General features: G+C 68.7%; 16 protein-coding genes and 2 pseudogenes. 11 read left to right on the forward strand and 7 right to left on the reverse strand.

All coding sequences use genetic code 11. From position 1 onward, the window contains the following. The first annotated feature begins 70 nt into the window (after positions 1 to 70). Entirely contained in the window at positions 71 to 646 is a 576-nt protein-coding gene (locus AB0L53_RS41745) for a TetR/AcrR family transcriptional regulator (protein ID WP_364006757.1), read from the forward strand. A gap of 21 nt (positions 647 to 667) precedes the next feature. Here the strand turns inward: AB0L53_RS41745 and AB0L53_RS41750 are convergent, their stop codons facing one another. Continuing rightward, positions 668 to 1354, reverse strand: a complete 687-nt coding sequence (locus AB0L53_RS41750) for a transposase (RefSeq protein WP_364006760.1) — start codon at positions 1352 to 1354, stop codon at positions 668 to 670. A 487-nt stretch (positions 1355 to 1841) separates the two neighbouring features. On the opposite strand from AB0L53_RS41750, the gene AB0L53_RS41755 reads away from it, so the two are divergent. Both AB0L53_RS41755 and AB0L53_RS41760 read left to right on the forward strand, forming a co-directional pair. Continuing rightward, a complete protein-coding gene (locus AB0L53_RS41755; RefSeq protein WP_266435123.1) occupies positions 1842 to 2270 on the forward strand; it encodes a DUF4267 domain-containing protein in 429 nt (142 codons plus the stop codon). A gap of 159 nt (positions 2271 to 2429) precedes the next feature. Continuing rightward, positions 2430 to 2912: a hypothetical protein gene (locus AB0L53_RS41760; RefSeq protein ID WP_364006763.1), complete on the forward strand. Its 483-nt coding sequence runs from the start codon at positions 2430 to 2432 to the stop codon at positions 2910 to 2912. A gap of 355 nt (positions 2913 to 3267) precedes the next feature. Here the strand turns inward: AB0L53_RS41760 and AB0L53_RS41765 are convergent, their stop codons facing one another. After that, the gene (locus AB0L53_RS41765) at positions 3268 to 4146 is read right to left on the reverse strand and encodes a recombinase family protein (RefSeq protein WP_364006766.1); all 879 of its coding nucleotides are present in this window, start codon (positions 4144 to 4146) and stop codon (positions 3268 to 3270) included. 259 nt (positions 4147 to 4405) lie between these two features. Beyond that, the gene (locus AB0L53_RS41770) at positions 4406 to 4996 is read right to left on the reverse strand and encodes a helix-turn-helix domain-containing protein (RefSeq protein WP_364006769.1); all 591 of its coding nucleotides are present in this window, start codon (positions 4994 to 4996) and stop codon (positions 4406 to 4408) included. A gap of 73 nt (positions 4997 to 5069) precedes the next feature. Here AB0L53_RS41770 and AB0L53_RS41775 point away from each other — a divergent pair, with 73 nt between their 5' ends. The 4 genes and pseudogenes from AB0L53_RS41775 to AB0L53_RS41790 all read left to right on the forward strand — a co-directional run. Next, positions 5070 to 5897, forward strand: a complete 828-nt coding sequence (locus AB0L53_RS41775; protein ID WP_364006772.1) for an SDR family oxidoreductase — start codon at positions 5070 to 5072, stop codon at positions 5895 to 5897. 93 nt (positions 5898 to 5990) lie between these two features. Further along, the gene (locus AB0L53_RS41780) at positions 5991 to 7418 is read left to right on the forward strand and encodes a coniferyl aldehyde dehydrogenase (protein ID WP_364006775.1); all 1428 of its coding nucleotides are present in this window, start codon (positions 5991 to 5993) and stop codon (positions 7416 to 7418) included. A 191-nt stretch (positions 7419 to 7609) separates the two neighbouring features. Further along, positions 7610 to 8515, forward strand: coding sequence for an NAD(P)H-binding protein (locus AB0L53_RS41785; protein WP_364006778.1), 906 nt, complete (start codon positions 7610 to 7612; stop codon positions 8513 to 8515). A gap of 573 nt (positions 8516 to 9088) precedes the next feature. After that, a pseudogene (locus tag AB0L53_RS41790) lies at positions 9089 to 9316 on the forward strand (Tn3 family transposase); the annotation flags it as partial. Between the two features lie 299 nt (positions 9317 to 9615). Here AB0L53_RS41790 and AB0L53_RS41795 read toward each other — a convergent pair. Then, positions 9616 to 10362, reverse strand: a complete 747-nt coding sequence (locus AB0L53_RS41795; protein WP_364006781.1) for a TetR/AcrR family transcriptional regulator — start codon at positions 10360 to 10362, stop codon at positions 9616 to 9618. Positions 10363 to 10494: 132 nt separating this feature from the next. On the opposite strand from AB0L53_RS41795, the gene AB0L53_RS41800 reads away from it, so the two are divergent. Beyond that, entirely contained in the window at positions 10495 to 11070 is a 576-nt protein-coding gene (locus AB0L53_RS41800; protein WP_364006784.1) for a dihydrofolate reductase family protein, read from the forward strand. Positions 11071 to 11494: 424 nt separating this feature from the next. Here the strand turns inward: AB0L53_RS41800 and AB0L53_RS41805 are convergent, their stop codons facing one another. After that, complete coding sequence (locus tag AB0L53_RS41805; protein WP_364006787.1) at positions 11495 to 12082, reverse strand: recombinase family protein; 588 nt, start codon at positions 12080 to 12082, stop codon at positions 11495 to 11497. Positions 12083 to 12397: 315 nt separating this feature from the next. Then, a complete protein-coding gene (locus tag AB0L53_RS41810) occupies positions 12398 to 13120 on the reverse strand; it encodes a dienelactone hydrolase family protein (protein WP_364006790.1) in 723 nt (240 codons plus the stop codon). Positions 13121 to 13900: 780 nt separating this feature from the next. Between AB0L53_RS41810 and AB0L53_RS41815 the strand changes: the two genes are divergently transcribed. Beyond that, positions 13901 to 14980, forward strand: coding sequence for a hypothetical protein (locus AB0L53_RS41815; RefSeq protein WP_364006793.1), 1080 nt, complete (start codon positions 13901 to 13903; stop codon positions 14978 to 14980). Between the two features lie 79 nt (positions 14981 to 15059). Here AB0L53_RS41815 and AB0L53_RS41820 read toward each other — a convergent pair. Beyond that, positions 15060 to 16145, reverse strand: a pseudogene (locus AB0L53_RS41820) (transposase); the annotation flags it as partial. A gap of 482 nt (positions 16146 to 16627) precedes the next feature. Between AB0L53_RS41820 and AB0L53_RS41825 the strand changes: the two are divergent. Continuing rightward, complete coding sequence (locus tag AB0L53_RS41825; RefSeq protein ID WP_364006796.1) at positions 16628 to 18448, forward strand: ABC transporter ATP-binding protein; 1821 nt, start codon at positions 16628 to 16630, stop codon at positions 18446 to 18448. Then, positions 18445 to 20160, forward strand: a complete 1716-nt coding sequence (locus AB0L53_RS41830; RefSeq protein ID WP_364006798.1) for an ABC transporter ATP-binding protein — start codon at positions 18445 to 18447, stop codon at positions 20158 to 20160. Before AB0L53_RS41825 ends, AB0L53_RS41830 begins: the two co-directional genes overlap by 4 nt. The last annotated feature ends 2 nt before the right edge of the window (positions 20161 to 20162 follow it).

Raw genomic sequence — 20162 nt, forward strand, 5'->3', positions numbered from 1 at the left:
GGGGAGTTTCCCCGGTTAGCTATTCGATACGATATGGGGACTATCCCCGTTTTCGCAATCCGGGAGAACCGTGACGCGGCCACCGGCCCGGCCCATGCGGGCCGACGCAGTGCGCAACTACGAGCGCATCCTCACCGCGGCGAGAGCAGCCTTCGCCGAGCAGGGCTCCCAGGCGCCGCTTGACGACATCGCCCAGCGGGCGGGCGTCGGCAACGCGACGCTCTACCGCCACTTCCCGACACGGCAGGCGCTGCTTGAAGCCGTGCACCGCGACCACATCGAGGCCCTGTGCCGCCAGGCCAAGGAACTGCTTGCAGCACCTTCGCCCAGCGAGGCGCTGATGTCATGGCTCAAAGCCGTCGTCGCCCAGGGCAGCACCGCCCGCGGCCTGGCCGCTTCGCTCATGGCCGCGATAGGGACACAGGAGGAGTCCTGGTGCCGTGACGCCGTCTTCGCCTCGGCCTCCGCGCTGCTCGCCCGAGCTCAGCAGGCGGGAGCCGTCCGCCCGGACGTCACGGTGCGGCAATTGCTCAAACTCGTCAACGCCATCGCCCTGGCCACGGAGACGGAACCAGACCGGGACGAGCAGGTCGGCCGGCTCCTCGATCTCCTTCTCGATGGGCTGCGCGCCACCTCAACGTCCTAATACTCCAGTGACACTACGCGATCATGGTTGGGATCTTCGCTGGTAGTGGCAACGGCGGGCGGTGGCTTGATGGCGGCGGCGCCATTGTGACCAATGCAGGACCTGGTCCGTAGTGCGGGGGCGGGCCAAGATGAGGATGGCCAGCAGTCGGCGGATCTCGGGCATGGTCAGGGCGATGTGGTCCTCGTCGCAGCGGGGTTGAGCTGCGGCGAGGGTGGCTAGAAAGGCCAGGGCGAGCATGGCCAGAGTGATGTGGCGGTGCCAGGCGGTCCAGCCTCGGACTTGGTAGTGGTCGAGCCCGACCTGGCCCTTGGCGGCTTGGAAGGACTCTTCCACTGCCCATCGGATGCCCGCGATGCTGACCAGGCTCATCAACGGTTGCTGGACGGGCGCGTAGCAGCGGTAGAAGGCCTGCTCGCCGGTGGCCAGGTTGCGGCGGATCAGCAGCCAGCGATACCCCTCGGGCTCGGCCTCGTCGATGCGGGCCCAGGCCCAGGCGTACCAGCGCGGTGCTTTGGCGCCCTGACCTGCGCGGTAGCGGCGCCAGCGCCGATCGGCCACGCTGGCGGCGATGTCGGCCGCGTTGCGATTGACCCCGTCCAGGTTCACCCGCCGGTTGCCCGCGATGGCCAGCACGTAGCCGATCTGGCGCCGTTCCAGCAGCGTGCGCAGGCGTGGGTCTTGACCGTAGACCTCATCACCGCTCACCCAGCGCGTCGGCAGACCGGCATCCAGCCCACCGTCGGGTCCGGCACCACCGGGTGACGGTTACCGAGCCTTCAGACCGCCCTCGCCCGCATCCAGCACGGCGGGATCACCCACTACGGCGATCCTGCATGCCAAGAGATCGGGCAGATCTATCGCAGTAAGCACACCATGGGCCGCAGGGGCGCCTACTTCCGCGACCCCGACGGACATCTCATGGAAATCCTCACCCCAGGCGGCGCCGGGTCGTGAGGCCGATGGCGGCCCAGCGGATCACGGCTTCACTGGAGGTGGCGGGATCGCGGCAAAACCGGCATCGACGAAGACGAACCGGCAGGCCGGCGCGGTCAGAGACCGAGTAAGGCGATCTTGCCCCCCACCCGCGCCGGTCCGCGTCATCTGGCACGTCATCGACTGCCCCCGCTATGCCCGCCGCATCCGCCGCTGAACCCCTGCCCCACCCCAGGCTGAACGTCAAAGGAGAAGAACCATGTCGCTGAAGAACGTCAACACCGTCCTGGCCACCGTCTGCGCCCTGTTCGTCCTCTACCTCGGGTTGTCCTTCATCCTGGCCCCGGAGGCATCCACTCAAGGCGTTGGCCTGCCGACCTGGCCCGCCGGCAACGGCGACGGCTTCCTCATCATGAAGGGCACCCGCGAATTCTCGATGGGCCTGGTCATCGGCATCCTCCTGTTGACGGGCCACCGCCGCGCCCTGGGCTGGGTCCTGCTGATGGAGGCCGTCGCCCCGTTCGGCGACATGATCAACGTCTTGGCCCACCACGGCCCGCTCGCCGCCGCGTTCGGCATCCACGGCCTGACCTCGGCGCTGATCGCGATCACCGGCCTGCTGACCCTCCGGGAGACCAGTAAGGCTCACAAGGCCACCGCCCCGGCGCCCGCCGCACAGCCCGCCTGACAGCTGCATGCCCCCAAGGGGTGGCCCGGCCACATCGGGGTTGAGGAACCCAGGAGCAGCGGTTGGCGCTGAGAATGATCATGGTGCGGGAGGCGGCCCCGGTCTCGATGTGGTGAAGGTGCGGTGGGCGTCCGGTGCCGGTCTGGGACGATCTGCGGCATGGCGCGTGGTGATGGCGGCAGGGACGGCAGGGGCGAGCCCGAGTGGCGGCCGGTGACTGACGTGGACATGATGACCGCGATCGTGCTGGAGCAATTGGGTGCCAACCGCGATCAGTTGCTGACCCTGGAGCCGGCGCGACGGGCCCCGCATCTGCTGGACGACCACACGGTTGAGCGGATCAAGCAGGTGTTCGAGGTGCAGCGCGACGACATGTGGCTGTGGGTCGAGACGGGCGAGCGCTGGCGGGCCCAGGACCTGACCGCGGCCGAGGCGGCGAAGGTCGATCAGTACGTGGCGGCGGTGGAGGCGTTCGCGGCGAGCAACGCGGTCATCTTGGCGTTGGCCGATGAGCTGGCCGCGGACACGATCCCTCGTAGTAACGCCATTTGGCGTTGGGTTCGGTGTTCGGCTCGATTCCGCCGGTGCAGGCCAGGGCGAGGACTGCGTCCTGTTCCCGGTCGCCGAGATCTTGCTCGTTAAGACGGTCGATGACGTAGTCGCTGATGCCTTCGCCGCGCACGCCAGCGGCCTGGGCCTGGCGGACCAGACGGATCGCGGCGGCGGCCTGGTGCCAGTCCACCTGGTGGTGCCAGCAGCACGTCCGCGGGGTCTGGCGGGGCACGAGCCAGGGCGTCAGGTGGCGGATCCTCCGCCTGAGCCAGACCTTCGGGCCGATCATGCAGTCCGGGTCGCGGATCTCGTTGGGTACGGGCAGGCGGACGACCTTCACGACCTCATACACCGGCTCATACGCCGGGTACATCGGCTCGCTTCGCTCCGGCATGTGTCCCATCGTCCCCTGCCGGGAGTGGGCGGGCCGGGACAACGGGCGAACTCACCGGGCCGCCGCGCCCGGCGCGCCGACGCTGGCGTCGTGGTCGCGGAGCATGCGCAGGACGGTCGCCGCCGAGGGGTGACGGCCCTTCTTCGCGCCGCTGGTGATGACAAGCCGGGCGGCGATGTCGCGCAGGCTGAGGTTCTGACCGCGCAGGTGCAGGGCCATGGACAGCATGTGCTCGTCGGTGACGGCGGCGCCGCCGATGGCCTTGCCGCGGGCGCGGGCGGATTCGTGGCCTTCCAGGGTGCGGTCGCGGATGTACTCGCGTTCCATCCCGGACAGGGCCGCGAGCACGGTGAACACCACGCCCGAGGGATCATGGGAGCCCTGCAGCTCGCCGGTGAGGAACTCCAGAGCGATGCCGGCGGCGCGCAGCTGCTCGGCCAGGGCGGCCAGATCGAGGCCGCGGCCGAGCCGCTTGTGCTCGTGCACCACGAGTGTGACCGCCACCCCGGCCGCGCGCAGTTCCCTGGCCAGGCTGACGGCCTTGTCGAGCTCGGGGCGGATGGTGGCGCGGGTGGAGATCTTCTCGGCGAAGACGCGGGTGACGCCGGCGGCCTGGAGCGCGTCGAGCTGGCTGTCGAGGGACTGACGGATGGTGGAGGCGCGGGCGTAGCCGATCCGCACGTGCCCGGCCGGCTCGGCGTCGGCCGCGGCCGGGCGTGGCAGCTCGATCCAGGCCGTGCCCGGCTTGCGGAGGGCCGGGATGGGGACGTTGAGCGCCTTGGCGAGCGCGGGCACGAGCCGGAAGCGGGCGGCGTGGTACTGGACGGCCACCTTGCCCTTGCCGGTCCGGCAGGGCGAGCCGGCGGGGGCGGCGCAGGAGCTCATCGGGCAGTCGTGGGCCTCCACGCGGAGGAAGTCGTCGTCGTGCATCCCGAGATGGTTTCATAGGAGTGTTTCAGACAGCCACCCGTTTGCACCGACTCATGAAACGGCGTTGGCCCTGGACGCCTCCACTCTGAGATGTCGGTTGCCCAAGTCGTCTGCACGGATGCGCGAAGTGGTCTGCACGCTGCGGCACACCCCGGGGCGCGATCAGGGCCCGCACGGTGCGCGGGCCCTGATCCGTTGTGGGGTTTCCTGCGTTATGCGGTGGCGGGCTGGAGGCGTGGTGGAGCTGGATGCGGCGGTTTCAGGTGGGCCGGCGGATGGCCTGTACGGCGGTGTCGTAGAGGTCGAACAGGTCGACCTGTCCGCCCAGGCGAACCCATTCCTCGTTGGCTGCCTGCAGGCAGATGATCGCCGCGGCCGCGATCGCGCGGGCTTGCAGGGTGCGGCGGTCGGAGTCGGGCAGCCGCGGCTCGATCAGCGGTGCGAACAGGTCTTGCCAGCGGGCTTGCTTCTCGGCGTGTCCGGCGCGTAGGGAATCGTTGCCGAACAGCAGCGTGATGAACTCCAGGCGCCCTTCGGCTGTCATGTCGATCTCCTCGAGCACCTGGAACGCCGCACGCAGCGCCGCCCAGGCATCCTCGTCGGCGGGGCGCTCGGCGAGGCGCGCGGCGATCAGTTCACCCTGTTCGGCCAGGCTGCTGAGCGCGAGGTCTTCCTTGTTGCGGAAGTAGTTGAACAGGGTCCGCCGGGAGACGCCCGCGGCGGCGGCGACCTCTTCGAGGGTTGTGTTGTCGTAGCCCTTGTCGGCGAACAGCTCGATGGCGGTCCGGGCCAGCAGTGAGCGGACCACGGAGCGGGTCTGTTCCCGAAGAGGTGTCGGTTTCCGAGCCATGCACCGATGGTACTTCATCTCACACAATGCAGCGACTTGCACGCAGTGCAAACACGTGCGTAGAGTGAATGCCATGAGCAAAATCGACTACCGCCGCCAGACCGTCATCGTCACCGGCGCCAGCTCCGGCCTCGGCGCCGAATTCGCCCGCCAGCTCGCCCGCCGCGGCGCCAACCTCGTGCTGGTGGCCCGCCGGGCGGACCGGCTTGAGAGCTTGGCCGCCGAGCTCACCCGAGCGCACGGCGTTACGGTGACCGCCGTCGCCCGCGACCTCGGCCTGCCCGACGCCGGCCGCAGGCTGCGCGCCGAACTCGAGTCCCGCGGCATCTACGCCACCGGGCTGGTCAACAACGCCGGCTTCGGCACCCACGACGCGTTCACCGACGAGGACTCCGACCGCCTGCAAAGCATGATCGCGCTGAACATCAGCGCACTGGTCGACCTCAGCCGCGCCTACATCGACCCGCTGACCGCCACCGACACCGGCGTCCTGATCAACGTCGCCAGCCTGCTGGGCTTCCAGCCCACCCCTTACATGAGCGTCTACGGCGCCACCAAGGCCTTCGTCCTCAGCTTCACCGAATCACTGTGGGAGGAGACCCACGGCACCGGCCTGCGCGTGCTGGCCGTGTGCCCCGGCGCCACCCGCACCGAGTTCTACGACGTCGCCGGCAGCCAGTCCGCCGACTACGGCACGAAGCGGGCCACCCCCGAGCATGTCGTCACGATCGCCCTCGACACGCTCGACCGCCGCTCCGCACCCCCGTCGATGATCACCAACGGCCGCCCGCTCGCCGTCGCCAGCAAGCTCCTGCCCCGCCGCACGATGGTCCGGCTCATGGGCTGGATGGCCCGCCGCCAGCACACCCAGCCGGCCGCCGCCGCCCGCACCAACCGCTGAGGAAGCCGACACCCCCAGCCCGCCGCCATCCGCACCAAACCCACATCGCCGGCCTGCTCGGCCAGGCTCATCGACCAGCTAAGGAGCACCGTCATGACCACCACCGACGTCACCACCCAGCCCACCGACGCCGAGCGCTTCCAGCACATCCTGCAGGTTCAGCGTGCCGCCTACCTGCGCGACGGCGCGCCGTCGCTGGCGGCGCGGCGCGGCGACCTGGCCAGGTTCAAGGCGGCGCTGATCGCCCGGCGCGGCGCCCTCGAGGAGGCGATCAACACCGACTTCGGACATCGCTCGCGACACGAGACCGCGATGATGGAGATCGTGGGCGTCGTACAGGGCATCGACTACCTGCAGCGCAACCTTCGCCGGTTCATGCGCCCGACCCGCCGCCACATCGACCTGCTGCTGCGTTTCGGCAGCAACCACATCGAGTACCAGCCGCTCGGCGTGGTCGGCGTCATCTCGCCATGGAACTACCCCGTCAACCTGTCGCTGATGCCCGTCGTCACCGCGATCGCCGCCGGCAACCGCGTCATGCTCAAACCGTCGAAGCTGACCCCGGCGACGAACACGGTGCTCGCGTCGATGATCGCCGAACTGTTCCCGCCGGAGCAGGTCACCATGGTCAGCGGCGACGGCTCCGCGTTCTCCTCCTTGCCGTTCGACCATCTCGTCTTCACCGGCAGTACCGAAGTCGGCCGGGCCGTGATGAAGGCCGCCAGCGACAACCTCGTCCCCGTCACCCTCGAACTCGGCGGCAAATCCCCGACCATCGTGGCCAAGGGACACGTAACGGATCAAGCCGTCGCCGACATCGTCTTCGGCAAACTGCTGTCCGGCGGGCAGACCTGCATCGCCCCCGACTACGCCCTGGTACACGAATCCGAGATCGACGCCTTCATCACCGCCTACGACAGACTGGTCAAGGCTGCCTACCCCGACGGCCCGACCAGCGACAACTACACCTCCATCGTCGATGACAAGCAGTACCAGATCCTCACCGGCCTGATCGACGACGCCCGCGCTCACGGGGCCCAGGTCATCGAGGTCGGACACCGGCCGGGCGACGCGGCCCGCCGCCCGCACACCCTCGCACCCACTGTCGTGCTCGGCGTCACCGACGACATGCGCATCGCCCACGAAGAGATCTTCGGCCCCATCCTGCCGATCTTCGGCTACCGCGACATCGACGACGCCATCGACTACGTCAACGCACGACCCCGGCCGCTCGCGCTCTACTACTTCGGCGACGACGGCCCCGACCGGCGCAAGGTCCTCGACCGCACCACCTCCGGCAACGTCACCATCAACGGCACCCTCATGCACGTCGCGCAGGATGACCTGCCCTTCGGCGGCGTCGGCGCCAGCGGTATGGGCAAATACCACGGCATCGAAGGCTTCCGTACCCTTAGCCACCCCAAGGGCATCTACACACAAGGACGCTGGAACGCCGCCCGCCTGCTGCGCGCCCCCTTCAACAAGCGCACCGATGCCCTCCTCAACTTCTTCCTCCGCTGACACAGCCATCACCGGCGCCCCGCAGGTCCTGAACACCACACCCACCCCCACGAGTGCGGCCGGCCGTTGGTCGAGACCATCGGCGGCTCGGCGGAGATCCCGAGCGGCGACGGCGCGCACCAGGACGCACTACCACCCGTGCCGCGACCGGGCCTGGCCGCGGCGAACACCCTCTGAAAGGAAACCCACCGATGACTGATCACGACCTCGTTCTCGTCACCGGCGTCGGCGGCGTGGGCCGCCTCGTCACCGAGCGGCTGCGCGCGCAGAACGTGCCGGTCCGCGTTCTGATCCGCCGCGAGGACCACCGCGCGGCCGAGGTGCGGGCACTGGGCGCCGAGGTCGTCACCGGGGACCTGACCCGGGCCGAAACGGTGGCGGCCGCGCTCGACGGCGTCCGACGGACGTACTTCGGGCTCAGCGTGTCCCCGGACCACCTGCTCGCGGCGACCATCATGGCCACCGTCGCGAAGGCACACGGCGAACTCGACCTGCTGGTGGACATGTCGCAGATGACGGTGTCGCAGATGACCGCCACCAGCACCACCGAATCCCACCAGCAACGGCTGCACTGGCTGGCCGAGCAGGTGCTGGACTGGTCAGGCCTGCCCGTGGTGCACGTACGCCCGACGACCTTCCTCGACAACCCGCTGTTCACCGCCCTCGCGGCGCGGTCGATCCGCGAGAACGGTACGCTGGCGCTGCCGTTCGGCACCGGACGCACCTCGCCAGTCGCCGCCGACGACGTCGCCCAGGTGGCCGCGACCATCCTGCGCGATCCCGGCGACCATGCCGGCAAGGTGTACGAGCTGACCGGACCACGAACACTCGACATGACCGAAGTAGCCCAGGAATTCTCCAAAGCGCTCGGCCGCACGGTCACCTACCGGGACGTCCCCCTGCAACAGTGGCGCACCGAGGTACTCGCCAAGGCGGGTCTGCCACAGCACACCGAGCAGCACATCGCGACCATGGCACAACTGCACCACGCGAACCGTTACGACAGAGCGACCACCGACGTCGAACGCATCACCGGGAAACGGCCCCTGACCGTCGAGGAGTTCGTCGCCGCCCGCAAGGACTTCTACCTCGGCTGACTGCCGCAGCAATCCCAGGCGACGGCATCACCGAAGCCGCGGCCAGGCACGTCAACGGCGCGTCCGACCGCGACTGCCGTGGACGACACGTCTGTCCCGTCCTGGGGGGCGCCGCGGCCCCGCCGCGGGACAGCCGTCCGCATGCGGCTGTTTCATAGGCGTTCGCTTGTGAAACATACCTGAACGACCCCTGAAGGCACGCTCCGTGGACGTGATTACAGAGCTACTTTTAGACCTCTGGTGGCACGGACCCGAATGGTGGGCCTCGACGAACGGCGCACCGAGCGATGGCCGCAGAGACGGGCTTATCGCAGACGATCAAACCGCGTTCGCTGGTGTGCATGGCGCCTACAGCTTTCTGCTGCCGGAGGTCGCCCCGGCGCGATCCTTGATCTGCGTGATCCGTACACAGCAGAGGACGTCGAGGACAAGCCATGGCGGCTGGTGGGCCACGAGCCGGCGCGGGGGTGGATGCCGTCTGCCCGGTTCGGTCAGATGCGCTCTAGGAGGACCACGGGGATCTGCCTGCGACTCCTGGCCTCGTAGGTCCGGTAGACCGGCGCGAGCTTGGTCATCATGCGCCAGAACACCCGCTACCAGGACGCCGCCGTTACCCACCTGCGCTCCCGCCCGCCCAAGGATCGCCAGGTCCTGGATGAGGACGTCGCCCGGCTCTCTCCGCTGGGGCACAAGCACATCAACGCCCTGGGCCGATATAGCTTCACCGCATCCCAGCCCACAGACGGGCTGCGGCCCCTGCGCGATCCAGCCCGAGCTGAGAGCGACGACACCGACCAATAAGACCCCCAGGGCCCCGAGCAGGCCGCCCAGCAGGCCCATGACGTGGCTTCGAGTCCGCCCCCGTCGTTCCACCGGCAGCTACTGGGCCCACCACTCGGGTCGGCGCGACCAGTCCCAAAGTAGCACTGTGTAATCATCGCTATTTTTCGTGTTCTCAGAAATGAGGAGTTCTGATAGCGATCATCATCGGTTCCCGCGCGTCCCCGAGCGGAACGCAGTAGTTCAGGCCCCCGTCGTTGTCCGACAACAAGCTTAGCGACCGCACCACTCCATCCATCCCGGTCGGGCGCCGCTGCTCCTTACAGAGGAGCTGGACTCGAAGCTGCTGATTCGTCGCCGCTGTTTCGAGTGCGTTGGGTGATGGTGTGTTCGAGGCCGTCGAGGAGGGTGTGCAGGCCGAACTCCTGGGTCGTGGTGGCCGAGGGGATGGCCATGGTGGTGGCCAGCAGCGGGAAACGGTCGGCGTTGCGGAGTAGCAGGTCGCGCATGATGGGGGCGGCGCTGCCGTCCGTCCAGGTCTGAGTGCCTTGGGTGGCGGCTGGGTGGGTGGCGCGGATGTGGTGGGAGACCAGCATGACCGCGTCCAGCCGTTCGCGTTCGGTCAGGGGCGTGTCGGCCAGAGCGCTGAGGGCTCTTTCGGGCCATCCAGTTTCGCATGGACCCATGACGCGGTCGCCCACGGTGATCGACGGCAGCCAGGGGTGGCGTCGCCAGGCGGCGGACAGTTGGCGGGCGTACTCTTCCAGCTTGGTCCGCCAGCTGGTCACGCCGCTCAAGTCGGGGGGTGTGCCGACCGCCGCCTCGATCATGATTGCACTCAGCTCAGATTTGCCGTTGACATAGCGGTACAGGGCCATTTTGGTGAGGCCGAGCTCGGCGGCTACCCGATGCATCGAGACCGCCTCCAGTCCCTCGGTATCGGCGACCTTGACAGCGGCGTCGGCCACCTGGGCGAGGTCGAAGGCGGGCCTGGGGCCCCTGGTGCGCGGCTTCCGCAGGCCCCACAACAGTTCGGCCAGTGCCATCGGATCCTCGTTAGCCGACATCGCAGCCTCCCACTTGCCCACCCTAAAAACTGTATCTATGGTACACAGTGTTATGGAGACACAGTTAGTCGCCGAACTCGGGAGCAGGCGGCGTGGTTGAGGAGTTGCACCGTCGCAGACAAGGAGCGGACTATGTCCAAATCAGTGCTCGACATGTCAATGTCGCTCGACGGGTACGTCGCCGATCCCAACGACTATCTCGGTGGCGACGATGGCGAGCGGCTGCACAAGTGGGCTGACGCGGGCCCGCAGGCCGGTCCGTCGTCTGGGCCGATCCAGCAGTTCCAAGGCGAATGGAAGGCGGCCGGTGCGGTCCTCGCAGGGCGGCGGACCGCCGAACTCATGGATCACTGGGGAGGCGATCACGACGGTCTCCCGATCTTCGTCCCCAGTCACCGGCCGCCCAGCCCGGCCGCCCGTTGGGGTCATCCGCTGGTGACATATGTGAACGACGGGATCGAAAGCGCGATGGCGCAGGCGAAGGCCGCCGCCGGGGGCCGGGACGTCCAGGTGCGTGGCGGCGCCTACACGGTGCAACAGGCACTCGAGGCCGGGGTACTGGATGAGGTGCAGATCCATCACATCCCGGTGCTGCTGGGCGCCGGCCGCCGGCTGTTCGACGTCTTGCCGTCGGAGATCGAACTGGAGATCGTTCAGGTGATCGACACACCGGAGGCCACCCACATCCGCTACCGCATCCGCCGCTGAGCCGATCGGTCACCGACCCAGGCCAGCGCTGAGGCCAGCGGCGCTTCGCCTCTGCTTCCCGGAGATGGGCACCGAGTACGAACTGGTGCGGTTACCCGTCAATCTCTTTGAGGTGACTTCGGCTAATCCTGTGTGGTGTTCGGTGGCTCTTCTCGGCCGACGGACGTGTTGATCTGTAGGCGGCCCGGGCGACATAGCGGCTCCCTTGCAGCCAAGCCTCAACAGCCCCTCTTAACCTCTGAGCTGGGACTCTTCTCTCGTGGCGCGGTTCTGGTTCGTCTTGTTTTCGGGGGACGGGTGACGTGGGTTGGGCCGGAGCGTGATTCGACGTAGTGGGTGTGCTCGCGCAGCATGACGGCGATTTGCTCGGCGAGCTTGGCCTTGCCGCCGTAGTAGGTGATGGGGGGGCAGCACCGTGCTCCTCCTACGCCGAGACCGGCTTGTCGGGGTCAAGGTGGCGGTAGATCGTGGCACGACTGACGCCGAGCCGGTCGGCGATCTGCTGGACGGTGTAGCGCCGCTTACCGTCCTCGCCCTTCACCTCGTACAGCGCGCGGGCCATCTCCACGCCGTGCTCATCCAGGGCGGGGGGACGTCCGCCGACGCGGCCGCGTGCCCGGGCCGAAGCCAGCCCTTCAAGGGTGCCCTCCACGATGAGCTCGCGGAGGAACTCGTCGAACGCGCCGAACATGTGGAACTGCAGCCGCCCCGACGGTGTCGAGGTGTCGATGCCCTGTTTCAGTACCAGGAGATCGACCTCGCGCGCGCCGAGCTGGGCCGCCAGGTCCAGCAGATGGCGCAGCGAACGGGCCGCCCGGGAAAGGCGAGTGATGACGAAGGTGTCACCGGGCCGGAGGTAGTCCAGCGCCTTGTCGAGCTCGGGACGGCGGTCGATCTTCCCTGAGGCCTTGTCGACGAAGATCCGGTCACAGCCTGCTGTCGTGAGGGCATCGCGTTGGCTATCGGGGTTCTGGTCGCGGGTGGACACCCGCCCGTAGCCGATCCTGCTCACCGCCTAAGTGTCTCATAAACGGCGACGCGGAGAGCTATTGATTCATAGTTTCCGCACGCGGATTATGAGACATGATCACGTGACCGCAGGTGCGAAAGCGCGGCGTCCATAGGGATGTCTCAGAAACGTTCAATTCCGCACAAGATCAACGGCGAAGGCAGAGCCCCAATCAGCAATCAAGATCGTTCTCAGCGCTTATGGCTGTACCGCTGTTCCTCAACCCCGTATCTGTAGGGGGCAAAACTGGCGACCTCGCGTAATCAAGTGTCGTGTGTTCACGCGCCCTGGAGCTGCAAAAGTCACACAGCGTGGTGGTCAGCCGTTGGGCAGGCACTCGGCGAGCAGGTCGACGACGTCGCGCCAGGCTCGCTGCGCGTGCCGTGGGTGGTAGCCGACGCCGGGGACCACGGTGTGGTCGACCGGCGGGTGGTGGAAGGCGTGCAAGGCGCCGCCGTAGACCACGAGGCGCCAGTCGACGCCCGCGGCCTGCATCTCGGCGGTGAACGCGTCCCGTTGCGCGGGCGGCATGATCGGGTCTTCCGACCCGACCCCGGCCCACACCGGGCAGCGAATGCGCGCCGCCTCGCCCGGTCGGCCCGTGGTCAGTGCGTTGACTGTCCCGATGGCGCGGAGGTCGACGCCGTCGCGCCCGAGTTCCAGCCCGATGGCGCCCCCGGTGCCGTAGCCGACGGCGGCGATCCGGTCGGGGTCGGTCCGCGGTTCGGCGCGCAGCACGTCGAGCGCCGCGTGGCCGATGCCCCGCATCCGGTCGGGGTCGGAGAGCAGCGGCATGCAACGGGCCAGCATCTCCTCGGGGTCGGTGAGCAAGCGCCCGCCGTGGAGGTCGAAGGCCAGCGCCACGTATCCCAACTCGGCGAGCGCATCGGCTCGGCGGCGCTCGACGTCGCTGAGCCCTGGGCCCTCTGGTCCGAGCAGCACCGCGGGGCGGCGCCCGGTGCCGGAGGGCAACGCAAGATGCCCGATCATCGTCAAGCCGTCGGCCGGGTACTCGACCGTGCGGGTTGTCACTGTCGTCATGAGACTGGACTGTAGTGATCGTCGAGCCCGGTCGGGCCGGTGTTCACCGCTGGCAGAGTTCACCGCTGGCAGAACAGCGCGGGTGTGCCTCTGAAATGCGGCGATGGCTCACAAGGTCCGTCACAAACCCCGTTCTCGCGGCAGCGTTATCGGATCATCTGCCCTGGCCACGGTGCTGGAGACTGACCCTCGCGGCAGGTTTCTGGCATATTCCGGCCCATCCCTCACACAGCGTCACGAGAGCCATGCCCCAGACCCACGGGCATGGCTCTCGTTTTCACCAACACCCAAGGCAGTTGATCAGCAAGTGGCTCTCAAACCGACCGACACATGGCTCTCGGATCCACCTTCATAGCCACCGCGACGACGCCCTGACCCGCGTCAAGCGCGTGGCCCGCTACGCCTCCTTCGAGGAGATGCTCGATATCGAAGGACCGGCCAACGTCAACCCCGACAGCCCTCGCGAACAGCAGCTGGCCAACCCGCATCTACGGCCCGGAGAAGGAAGCGCTCGGCGTGCTCGCGATCGAGATCGAAGTTCTCCAGCCCGCCACCGCATAACCGCAGCAGCCCCAGCCGCGATTCAGGGGCCCGCGCGTACTGCGCGGGCCCCTGAACACATCCCCCCGGGGGGCCGGGTCCAGCCCTGGGCGTCCCATAGCAGCCGAGACATACCGATCCAGAACGTCAGCCCCCGGCAGGCCGTAGACAGGAGAAACCGTCGGACTCGCCAGCTACGGTGAAAGCCAACTCCACCGTGTGGCCTGAAGGGCTTGTGCCGTGACCAGACAGCGCACCCCGGTCGAGCAAGACGCCTTTGAAGCATGGGTCTATGCCAGGAACTGCCTGTTGTACGAGAACGACCCCGGCCCCGCCGAGCTCAACGTGGGGACCGCTGCCGAACCGCACTTCGTCCCCCGGTCCCTGGCCTGGCAGCAGGGCTACGCGATGAACGTCCTGGTGGACTGCGACGGTGACCACGCCCGGCTGCTGGCCGCAGCCCGCGAATGCGAAGCTGAAGCGGCCCGCCGAGCCCCAGACAGCCCGCAACGCGCACAGGATTGGTCTCGCGCGGTCGACCTGTGCACCCTGGCGGCCGCCATGGTCGAAGGCGCCGGCGGACATCGTGACGATCAGGCACGCCGGCGTGTGGTCGCCTCCTGCCGGCACGAGACCACGATGATGGCGCTGGGCTCGATCCCCACCGTCGCCGAGAGCAGCGCCCAGAACCTCATCGAGGAGTTGGCCGTCATCGACGCCGCACCCGCGACGGATCCCGGCCCGTCGCCGAACGACGCGGCCACCTCCCCTATCACCGACAAGGACTTGCAGGACCCGGCTGCGGGACTGCTGGACATCGAGCGGGAGCCGCTCGCCGACCGGGCGGCCATCGCCGAGCTGACCGCCTGCGCCGACCAGGTGGCGTGGGCACCCGATCGCGATCTGTGGCACGAGCTGATCTACCGGCTCAGCGGCCGCCGGCTGTATCGCCGCTACCGCAGCCTGCGCTACCGGCTGCCCGAGGGCGCGCCCTGGACCGACACCCCCTCCTTCAACCGGCCCACCTGGCGCACCCGCGCCGCGTATTCGACGGACGCCTTCGCCTTCGCCGTCGACTACCAGGTCTGCCGCGCATGCGGCCTGGGTTGGGTGGAGGAGCCCTACACCGAGACAGAGTTCCAGCGCTCTGGCCTGGCCCGCACGGCCCTGGCCGTACTGCGCTCGGACTACCCGGGCTTGTCCTGGCACACCCTCGGTGGCCACTTCCGCGAGGCCATTCCCTTCTGGGACGCGGTGGGAGCCGAGGTGCCAGGCGGCTACAGCCAGCGGAGCCCCTGCCTGCACATCGAGACAGGCTGACCAGAAAGGGCAGGAAGGGGTGACACCCGGGAACGGGCCACACTCGCGGGGCCGGTTGGCCCCCGCGAGCCCGGGAGGTCTACGCCTTTTCCTCCTCCAGGTCGCCCGCGTCGGGGAAGTCGGGCAGGTCAGGGATCTCACCGAGCTGGCGCAGTCCTTCGGCCGGCGTGGAGGAGGAGATGGAGTAGCGGCCCAAGACGTTGAGATGGGCGTGGCCGAGCGGGGACAGCCGGGCGGCGTCGGAGTCCTTGACCGGGACGCCGTCGGCGTGCAGCCGGTCGACCGCGGCCGACAGATACTTCGAATTCCACAGCACGACCGCATTGACGACCAGATCCAGAGCCGCAAGTTGATCTTCTTGCCCTTCGCGGTACGCCTTGCGGATCTGCCCGCCTGCGCCGTGGCAGATCTTACGGGCGAGCCGGTGCCGGGACTCCTGGACGGTGAGCTGCTTGTTCAGCTTGCGGCGGTAGGTGTCGTCGATCGGGTCCAGGATGGACAGCAGGTGCAGGGTCTTGTCGATCCGGCCGTACTCGGCGAAGGCCTGCCCGAGCGGGGTCGGGCGCCCGTTCCGGGCGAACATGCGCAGCAGGTCGTAGGCGCGGACCTGGTTGGTGACCAGCGATCCGGCGACCCGGGTCATATCCGACCACTGGGTGTGGATCTTCTGCCGGTTGATCTTGTTGCGGGCGATCGCCTCCAGCGGCCCGTACGCCGGCGCCGTTCCGTCGGGCAGCTCGGCGCGCCAGAACCGCTGGTCGCCCAGGTCTGCGAAGCGGGGCGCGAACCGGTAGCCGAGCATGGAGAAGATGCCGAACACCGTGTCAGAATCGGACGCCTGGTCGGTCGTGACGACCTCGGGCTGCGGGCCGGCGTCGATGTTGATCAGGCAGTCCAGGATGTACAGCGAGTCACGCGGGGTGCCCGGCACGACCATCTGCCCGATCCCCATCACCTGATCATTGACTGCGTTCAAAAGCGTGAGGCCGCGTTTGTAGCCGAAGTACTTCGGCGAGGGAGCGGCGTTGATCGTCTGGACCGGGACGACGAACCGCAGCCCGTCGACCGAGGCGAGCAGCCCGCCGCCCCACAACTTCACGATCGGCACGCCGCGCTGGGCCTCGATCAGGATCGCGTTCGCCGCGGCGTGCGTCTCGGCCCGCACGTGGCGGACGGTCGGCCTTCGACTCCGCGGGAACATTTGTCCAAGACTGATAGTCGACCGCCCGTGCACAGTCTCCGCATGAATGAGTACGACATCGAGCCGCGTGATGAAGGCCGCGGTCGAGAGAGCCGCCGACTGGAGAGGGCGGGGTCTTCGTAGACGGGGGCGCCTGCGGCCAGTAGGGCGGTGAGGGCGTGCCGCTGGCGGGCGTCAGTCTGCATGTCTGTGGAGTGCCACAGGCAGACCCGGTCAGCCACGTCCGGCATCCGTGACGGGTGGGTGCGGGTGAAGGCCTGGGCGGTGGGCAGGGCGGTGCCCGCGCTGGTAGGGGCGTAGTCACGCCGCTCCTGGGTGCCGGCCTGCCAGGCCAGCTCGACCGGGTCCTCGCCCTCTCATACGCCGACCCCGTATACGCCGCCCCTCATCCACCATCGACTCGGCCACGGGCCGGGTCGTGACGAGATCGACGAGACCGGAGAACGATGACCACCACCAGCGACCTCGCTCGGGCGACCAAGCACTCGCATGCCGGTTCCGCGGCGGGACAGAGCATGACCCGGCTGTTGCGTCCCCATCTGCGAAGCTTCGCGGCCGTGGTGATCTTGCAGGCCATCGGCGCGCTCACGGGTCTGGCCCCTTTGCTGGCGGTCGTCGAACTGGGCCGTGCCCTGCTGTCGCCCGGCCCGATCGATCACGCTCACGTCTGGACTGTGGTGATCGCGGGTGCGGCCGGCCTGTTCGTCCGGCTGCTGTTCACCGCCGCATCGTCGGGGATCGGGCATGTTCTCGACAGCCGGGTGCAACTGACGTTGCGCCGGCAGTTGGCCGCGTCGCTGGGACGCGTCCCGATCGGCTGGTTCTCCCGACGCCGCACCGGTGAGCTGGCCAAGGTGGTGGGCGAGGACGTGAGTGCCGTGCATCCGTTCATCGCCCACGCCCCCGGCGAGCTCGTCGCGGCGTTCGTGGTGCCGCTGGTGTCGCTGATCTACTTGTTCACTGTCGACTGGCGGCTCACGCTGATCACGTTGATCCCGGTGGTGCTGGCGATAGCGCTGGTCCCGCTGCTGATGCTGCCGGCCAGGACACGCGAGCAGGAGGCCTACGACGCGGCCATGGGACGGATCGCGAGTTCCGTCGTCGAGTTCGTGCAAGGCATCTCGGTGGTCAAGGCGTTCGGTGGAGGCGAGCGTGCCCACCGCACGTTCCTGACAGCCGCCGACGACTTCGTCAGCATCTTCTCCCGCTGGGTGCGCGGCATGTCGGTGGTCGCCGCCGGGATGCAGCTGGCGCTGTCGCCGCCGTTCGTGCTGCTGGTCGTGCTGACCGGCGGCACGGCTCTGATCACCTCCGGCGGCCTGGCGCCGGCGGACCTGCTGCCGTTCCTGCTGCTGGGCCTGGGGCTGACCGCTCCGGTGGCGGCGCTCGGCCACGGCTTCGACGACCTGCAGGCCGCCGGCCGCGCGGTCGGCCGGATCAAAGACGTGCTCGCGGTCCGGCCACTGCCCGAGCCCGCCCACCCGCGTCCGCCGCGGGGACACCGGGTGGAGCTGCGTGACGTCCGCTTCGCCTACGACGCCGGCCACGAGGTGCTGCGCGGCATCGACCTGGTGCTGGAGCCAGGGACGGTCACCGCGGTCGTCGGACCGTCGGGAAGCGGGAAGTCGACGCTGGTCCAGCTGTTGCCGCGGTTCTTCGACCCCAGCCACGGCTCGGTCCTCCTCGGCGGCGTCGATCTGCGCGAGATCGGCGGCCGGGAGCTGCATCGGCAGGTGTCCTTCGTCTTCCAGGATGTCCGTCTGCTGCGTGTCTCGGTCGCCGACAACATCGCGCTGGCGGTGCCGCGGGCCGGCCGCGATGACGTAATCCGCGCCGCCCGGCTGGCCGGCATCCACGACCGCATCCTCCAGCTGCCGCACGGATACGACACGGTGCTCGGTGAAGAGGCCAAGCTGTCCGGAGGCGAGGCGCAGCGGATCTCGATCGCCCGCGCGCTGCTTGCCGACGCTCCCGTGCTGGTGCTGGACGAAGCGACCTCCTTCGCCGACCCGCAGACCGAACAGGCGGTCCGCCGGGCCCTGGCGATGCTGGGCGGCGACCGCACGATCGTCGTCATCGCCCACCGGCTGGAGACGGTCGCCGACGCTGACACTGTCGTGGTGCTGGAGGACGGAGCGATCGTCGAACGCGGCAGGCCCGCCGACCTGCTGACACGAAGCGGAAGGTTCGCCGCGTTCTGGCGATCCCACCAATCCGACGAGATCAAAACCCACGGTGGCGTACTGCGAGGAGACGAGCCCCGATGATCCGAATGCTGCTGCGTGTGCTCGGAGATGAGTACGCCTGGGCGATGCGCCGCACCGTGATCCTGATGACGATCACCGCGGTGGTCGAAGGTTTGTCCTACGCGCTGCTGGTCCCGGTGCTGCGGGCGCTGCTCGGCAGCACACCCGCGGATGCCGTGCCCTGGCTGGTCGCGTTCGGGGCCGCGGTCGCCCTCTACGCCGTGCTGCGCTACATCAGCGACTTGTCCGGCATGCGGGTCGGGACCACCATGTTGCGCGGCATGTATCGCCGGCTCGGCGAGCATCTGGCGCGCCTCCCCCTCGGCTGGTTCAACGCCGGTCGCATCGGCGAGGTGTCCGCCCTGGCCGGCCGTGGCCTCCTGCAAGCTATGGGCGTGGCCGCGCATCTGCTGGCACCGTTCATCTCCGCCCTGGTCACGCCCCTGACCATCGTGGCCGTGATGACCGCCTTCAACTGGCGGATGGGGCTGGCCGCGTTGCTCGCCGCACCCGTCGTGGCGGCGATCCAGGTCTGGACGGCACGCGCGACGGCCGCCGCCGACGTTGAGCGTCACGAACGCGACCAGGAGGCCGGCGCGCGTGTGATCGAGTTCCTCCAGGCCCAGCCGGTGCTGCGGGCCGGCGGCCGGACCGGCGAACGCTTCCAGCTGCTCGACGACTCGCTTCGGAATGCCCAGCGCGCCTCCCGCCGTACCGTGCTGGCGACGCTGCCCAGCGCCGTGGGGCTGACGGTCACCGTGCAGGCGATCTTCACCGGGCTGCTGGTCCTGGGCGCCTACCTCGCGCTCGGGGGGAACATCGGCGCGGCGGAGATCCTGGCGATCCTGGTGCTGGCCGCCCGCTGCGCCGACCCGCTGCTGTCGCTGTCGGACATGGGCGGCAAACTGCGCGGCGCACGTTCGGAGCTGGCCAGACTCGAGACGGTGCTGCGCACCGAGCCGCTGCGGGAACCTCGCGAGCCGATCCAGCCGGCGCACCACGGCCTGGAGTTCGACGCCGTCGCCTTCCGGCACAGAGCGCTCACGGTGTTCGACGAGGTGTCGCTCACCGTCCCTGAAGGACAGCGGCTCGCGGTCGTCGGACCGTCCGGCGCGGGCAAGAGCACTCTGCTGCAGCTGCTGGCGCGCTTCTACGACGTGGACGCCGGCGCGGTGCGCGTGGGAGGCGTGGACGTGCGGGCGATCAGCACCGAGGCGCTGATGGCGCGGATCGCCATCGTCTTCCAGGATGTCTATCTCTTCGACGGCACGATCGAGGAAAACGTGCGCCTGGGCCGTCCCGGCGCAGGCGTGGCCGAGGTGCGGGCGGCGGCGACCGCGGCGCGGTTGGACGAAGTGATCGACCGACTGCCCGGAGGATGGGCGGCGAAGGTCGGCGAGGGCGGTGCACTGCTGTCAGGTGGTGAGCGCCAGCGTGTCTCGATCGCGCGGGCGCTGCTGAAGAACGCGCCCATCGTGCTGCTGGACGAGGTGACCTCGGCGCTGGACCCGGTCAACGAGGCGGCCATCCACGAAGGCATCGAGCGCCTGATGGCGGGGCGGACGGTGGTGATGGTGGCGCATAGGATGCGGACCGTCCGGCGCGCCGACCGCATCGTCTTTCTGGACGGCGGCCGGATCGTGGAGGAAGGCAGCCACGACGAACTGCTCGACCATGGCGGCCGCTACGCCGGCTTTTGGAACATCTCCATGGCTCCCGCCGCGCGGGAATGAGC

It is taken from the genome of Nonomuraea sp. NPDC052129, from assembly GCF_040680095.1.
In the GTDB taxonomy this organism is placed as follows: Bacteria; Actinomycetota; Actinomycetes; order Streptosporangiales; family Streptosporangiaceae; genus Nonomuraea.

What these genes read in the sequence shown, in the direction of transcription:
- AB0L53_RS41755 (WP_266435123.1), top strand. Translation starts at nt 1,842, where the DNA reads ATGTCGCTGAAGAACGTCAACACCGTCCTGGCCACCGTCTGCGCCCTG.
- AB0L53_RS41760 (WP_364006763.1), top strand. Translation starts at nt 2,430, where the DNA reads ATGGCGCGTGGTGATGGCGGCAGGGACGGCAGGGGCGAGCCCGAGTGG.
- AB0L53_RS41765 (WP_364006766.1), bottom strand. Translation starts at nt 4,146, where the DNA reads ATGCACGACGACGACTTCCTCCGCGTGGAGGCCCACGACTGCCCGATG.
- AB0L53_RS41770 (WP_364006769.1), bottom strand. Translation starts at nt 4,996, where the DNA reads ATGGCTCGGAAACCGACACCTCTTCGGGAACAGACCCGCTCCGTGGTC.
- AB0L53_RS41775 (WP_364006772.1), top strand. Translation starts at nt 5,070, where the DNA reads ATGAGCAAAATCGACTACCGCCGCCAGACCGTCATCGTCACCGGCGCC.
- AB0L53_RS41780 (WP_364006775.1), top strand. Translation starts at nt 5,991, where the DNA reads ATGACCACCACCGACGTCACCACCCAGCCCACCGACGCCGAGCGCTTC.
- AB0L53_RS41785 (WP_364006778.1), top strand. Translation starts at nt 7,610, where the DNA reads ATGACTGATCACGACCTCGTTCTCGTCACCGGCGTCGGCGGCGTGGGC.
- AB0L53_RS41795 (WP_364006781.1), bottom strand. Translation starts at nt 10,362, where the DNA reads ATGTCGGCTAACGAGGATCCGATGGCACTGGCCGAACTGTTGTGGGGC.
- AB0L53_RS41800 (WP_364006784.1), top strand. Translation starts at nt 10,495, where the DNA reads ATGTCCAAATCAGTGCTCGACATGTCAATGTCGCTCGACGGGTACGTC.
- AB0L53_RS41810 (WP_364006790.1), bottom strand. Translation starts at nt 13,120, where the DNA reads ATGACGACAGTGACAACCCGCACGGTCGAGTACCCGGCCGACGGCTTG.
- AB0L53_RS41825 (WP_364006796.1), top strand. Translation starts at nt 16,628, where the DNA reads ATGACCACCACCAGCGACCTCGCTCGGGCGACCAAGCACTCGCATGCC.
- AB0L53_RS41830 (WP_364006798.1), top strand. Translation starts at nt 18,445, where the DNA reads ATGATCCGAATGCTGCTGCGTGTGCTCGGAGATGAGTACGCCTGGGCG.